A 4,461-nucleotide genomic window follows, 5' to 3' on the forward strand; every position below is an offset into this window, starting at 1 on the left:
TGGCGGGGGGCGGCCCCGTGCCGGTGACCTCGCTCGTCCCGCCGTGGGCGCTGCCGAGCGCCGTGCTGCTGCTGCTCGCGGGCCTCGCCGTGGCGCCCTGGCGCGGCCGGCGGCTCGGCCGCCTCGTGCCCGAGCCGCTGCCCGTCGTGGTGCGCTCGGTCGAGAGCGTCGAGGGCCGAGCCCGGCTGTACGCGCGGGCGGGTGCCCGCGGGCGCGCGGCGGAGGCCCTGCGCTCCGCCGCGCTGCGGCGGCTGCGGGTGCTGGTCCGCCTCGACGCCACGGCTCCGGCGCACGACGTCGCCGACGCCGTCGCGTGGGCCACGGGCCGCCCCGCCCCCGAGCTGCGCGCGCTGCTGCTGCCCGCCGAGCCGCCCGACGAGGCCGCGCTGGTGCGGCTCGCGGGCGACCTCGACGCCCTGGAGTCCCAGCTGCGCGGGCACCCCACGTGAGCCCACCCGCGACGGGCGGCCCGAGCCGCGCGCCCCGAGACCTGACCCCGCACCCGAGGAAGGCACCACCAGCGTGAGCGAGAGCACCGACGGCCCCGCGATCCAGGACCCCGCGATCGAGGACCCCGCGATCGAGGACCCCGCGATCGACGGCACGGCGACCGACGGCGGCGCGCGCCCGGCCGCCGGCGGGGGCAGCACGGCGGCGTCCGCGGTGGCGGACCGCCGCGACGAGACCGAGGCCGCGCGCGACGCGCTGCGCGCCGTGCGGCGCGAGGTGGCGAAGGCCGTCGTGGGCCAGGACGCGGCCGTGACCGGTCTCGTCATCGCGGTGCTGTGCCAGGGCCACGTGCTGCTCGAAGGCGTCCCGGGCGTCGCGAAGACGCTGCTGGTGCGCACGCTCGCCGCCGCGCTGCAGCTGGACACCAAGCGCGTGCAGTTCACGCCCGACCTGATGCCGGGCGACGTCACGGGCTCGCTCGTCTACGACGCGCAGACCGCGAACTTCAGCTTCCGCGAGGGCCCGGTCTTCACGAACCTGCTGCTGGCCGACGAGATCAACCGCACGCCGCCCAAGACGCAGGCGTCGCTGCTGGAGGCCATGGAGGAGAAGCAGGTGTCGGTCGACGGGCTCCCCCGCCCGCTGCCGGCGCCGTTCATCGTCGCCGCGACGCAGAACCCCGTGGAGTACGAGGGCACCTACCCGCTGCCCGAGGCGCAGCTGGACCGGTTCCTGCTGAAGCTCACGCTGCCGCTGCCGCCGCGCGAGGACGAGGTCGAGGTGCTGGCCCGCCACGCCGCGGGCTTCGACCCCCGCGACCTCGGCGCGGCCGGGGTGCGGGCCGTGGCCTCCCCCGCCCAGCTCGCCCTGGCCTCGGCGGCCGTGCGGCGGGTCCAGGTCTCCCGCGAGGTCCTCGGCTACGTCGTGGACGTCTGCCGCGCCACGCGCTCCTCGCCGTCGCTCGCGCTGGGCGTCTCGCCCCGCGGCGCCACGGCGCTGCTGTCGACGGCGCGCGCGTGGGCGTGGCTGTCGGGGCGCGACTACGTGTCGCCCGACGACGTCAAGGCCCTGGCCCGCCCGACCCTGCGCCACCGCGTGCAGCTGCGCCCCGAGGCCGAGCTCGACGGGGTGAGCGTCGACTCGGTCCTGGACTCCGTCCTCGGCGCGGTCCCCGTCCCGCGGTGACCACGACGGGGCGGGTGCCGGTGCTGGTGGCGCTCGGGGTCGTGCTCGTGGCCCTGTGGCCCACGCTCGCGGCCGTGGGGACGTGGCTGCTGGTGGTCGCGCTGCTCGTCGCCCTGGACGTCGTCCTGGCCCCCTCGCCGCGCGCGCTGGTGCTGCGCCGCTCGGTCCTGCCCGCGGTGCGCCTCGGCGAGCCCGTGGAGAGCACGCTGCTGGTCGCCAACGAGTCCGGCCGCCGGGTCCGCGGGCTGGTCCGCGACGCGTGGCAGCCGTCGGCGGGCGCCCGCACCGACCGCCACGTCCTCGACCTGCCCGCGGGCGAGCGGCGGCGGTTCACGACCGTGCTCGTGCCCACCCGGCGCGGTGACCGGCTCGCGGACCGGGTCACGGTGCGCAGCCTCGGGCCGCTGGGCCTCGCGGGCCGGCAGCGCTCGGCGAGCCTGCCGGGGCGGTTGCGCGTCCTGCCGCCCTTCACCTCGCGCAAGCACCTGCCGTCGCGGCTGTCGCGGCTGCGCGAGCTCGACGGCCGCAGCGCCGTGCTGCACCGCGGGCAGGGCACCGAGTTCGACTCGCTGCGCGACTACGTCGACGGCGACGACGTCCGCTCGATCGACTGGCGGGCCACGGCGCGCCGGCAGTCCGTCGTCGTGCGCACCTGGCGCCCCGAGCGCGACCGCCGGGTGCTGCTCGTCGTGGACGCCTCGCGCACCTCCGCGGCGCGCATCGGCACGGGGCCGGCGCCGGGGGCGGACCGGTTCGCCTCGACCGAGGGCGTCGAGGTGCGCCTGGACGCGGCGATCGACGCGGCGCTGCTGACGGCCGTCCTCGCGGGGCGCGCGGGCGACCGCGTCGACCTCTTCGCCCACGACCGCCGGGTGCGCGTGCGCGTGCGGGGCTCCTCGCGCGCCGACCTGCTGCCCAGCCTGGTGACGGCCCTGGCGCCGCTGGAACCGGCGCTCGTGGAGGCCGACTGGGACGTGGTGGCCACCGAGGTCCGCGCGCTCGCCCGCCAGCGCGCCCTGGTCGTCCTGCTGACCGCGCTCGACCCCGCGGCGCTGGAGTCCGGGCTGCTCACGGTCCTGGAGCAGCTCGCGGCGCGGCACACGGTCGTCCTCGCGGCCGTCGACGACCCGGCGCTGCGGCAGATGGCCCGCCGGCGGCAGACGTCGGAGGAGGTCTACGGGGCGGCGGCCGCCGAGGCCACCGCGGCCGAGCGCGCCGCGACCGCGACGCTGCTGGAGCGGCTCGGCGTCCAGGTCGTGCACGCCGCGCCCGACGACCTCGCGCCCGCCCTCGCCGACACCTACCTCGCGCTGAAGGCCGCCGGCCGGCTCTGAGCCCGCCGGCTCCGAACCCGCCGGCGGCTGTGGGCCCGTGGGCCGCAGGGCCCGGCCGGCGCGATCTCCCTGGAGGGCGCTGCGGTGCCGGTGCTAGACCTGCACCGTGCTCGTGCCGCTGCTCCGCCAGCACCTCCGCCCGCACCGGTCGCTGCTGGCCGGCGTGGTCGTCCTGCAGCTCCTGCAGGCGACCGCGACCCTCTACCTGCCCCGGCTGAACGCCGACGTCATCGACCGCGGCGTCGCGACCGGGGACACCGGCTACGTCCTGCGCACGGGCGGCACCATGCTCGTCGTCACGCTGCTGCAGGTGCTCTGCGCGGTCGGGGCGGTCCTCCTGGGCGCGCGCACCGCCATGGCCGTGGGCCGCGACCTGCGCGCCGCGGTGTTCGGCCACGTGCTGGACCTGTCCCAGCGCGAGGTCGGCCGGTTCGGGGCGCCGTCGCTGATCACGCGGTGCACCAACGACGTGCAGCAGGTGCAGGTGCTCGTCCTCGTCGTCTGCACGCTGCTGGTCTCGGCGCCCCTGCTCATCGTGGGCGGGGTCGTCATGGCGCTGCGCGAGGACGTCGGGCTGAGCTGGCTGCTGGTGGTCGCGGTGCCCGTCCTCGTCGCCGCCGTCGCGGCGATCATGGTCCGGCTGGGACCCCTGTTCCGGGTCCTGCAGGGCCGGGTCGACACCGTCAACCGCGTGCTGCGCGAGCAGCTGACCGGCATCCGCGTGGTGCGCAGCTTCGTGCGCGAGGCCGCGGAGACGCAGCGCTTCGCCGCCGCCAACGCCGACCTCACGCAGACCGCGACGCACACCGGGCGGCTGTTCGCGCTCGTCTTCCCCGTGGTGACGCTGGTGCTGAACGGCGCCAGCGTGGCCGTCATCTGGTTCGGCGCCCCGCGCGTGGAGAGCGGGGACCTGCAGGTCGGCTCGCTCATCGCCTTCCTCAGCTACCTCGTGCAGATCCTCACGGCCGTGCTGATGTCCACCTTCATCGCGGTCCTCGCCCCGCGCGCCGCGGTGTCCGCCGACCGCATCGCCGAGGTGCTGGCGACCGCGCCGTCCGTCGTGCTGCCGGCCGCTCCCACGACCCCGGCGGACTCGCGCGGCACCGTCGAGCTGCGCGACGTGAGCTTCGCCTACCCGGGCGCCGAGCTGCCCGTGCTGTCGGGCGTGTCCTGCACGGCCGCGCCGGGGCGCCTGACCGCGGTCATCGGCAGCACGGGCGCGGGCAAGACCACGCTCGTGAACCTGCTCGGGCGGCTGTTCGACGCCACGGGCGGGTCGGTCGTCCTCGACGGCGTCGACGTGCGCGAGCTCTCCGACGCGGAGCTGCGCCGCCGCGTGGGCCTCGTGCCGCAGAAGGCCTACCTGTTCGCGGGCACCGTCGCGAGCAACCTGCGCTTCGGGCGGCCCGAGGCCACCGACGAGGAGCTGTGGGCCGCGCTGCGCACCGCGCAGGCCGCGGACTTCGTGGCCGCGATGCCCGGCGGCCTCGAG

General features: G+C 77.4%; 3 protein-coding genes and 1 pseudogene. All 4 read left to right on the forward strand.

Annotation, left to right across the window (positions count from 1 at the left end):
- Positions 1-449 (forward strand): annotated as a pseudogene (locus GTR02_RS20120) (DUF4350 domain-containing protein); the annotation flags it as partial.
- A gap of 73 nt (positions 450-522) precedes the next feature.
- A complete protein-coding gene (locus GTR02_RS20125; RefSeq protein ID WP_338073952.1) occupies positions 523-1,635 on the forward strand; it encodes an AAA family ATPase in 1,113 nt (370 codons plus the stop codon).
- Complete coding sequence (locus GTR02_RS20130; protein WP_166609261.1) at positions 1,632-2,969, forward strand: DUF58 domain-containing protein; 1,338 nt, start codon at positions 1,632-1,634, stop codon at positions 2,967-2,969. The genes GTR02_RS20125 and GTR02_RS20130 overlap by 4 nt, the downstream gene beginning before the upstream one ends.
- A gap of 106 nt (positions 2,970-3,075) precedes the next feature.
- Positions 3,076-4,461: ABC transporter transmembrane domain-containing protein (locus GTR02_RS20135; RefSeq protein WP_166609262.1), on the forward strand; the 1,386-nt coding region annotated here is incomplete at its 3' end.

The sequence above is a fragment of the Kineococcus siccus genome (assembly GCF_009906795.1).
In the GTDB taxonomy this organism is placed as follows: domain Bacteria; phylum Actinomycetota; class Actinomycetes; order Actinomycetales; family Kineococcaceae; genus Kineococcus; species Kineococcus siccus.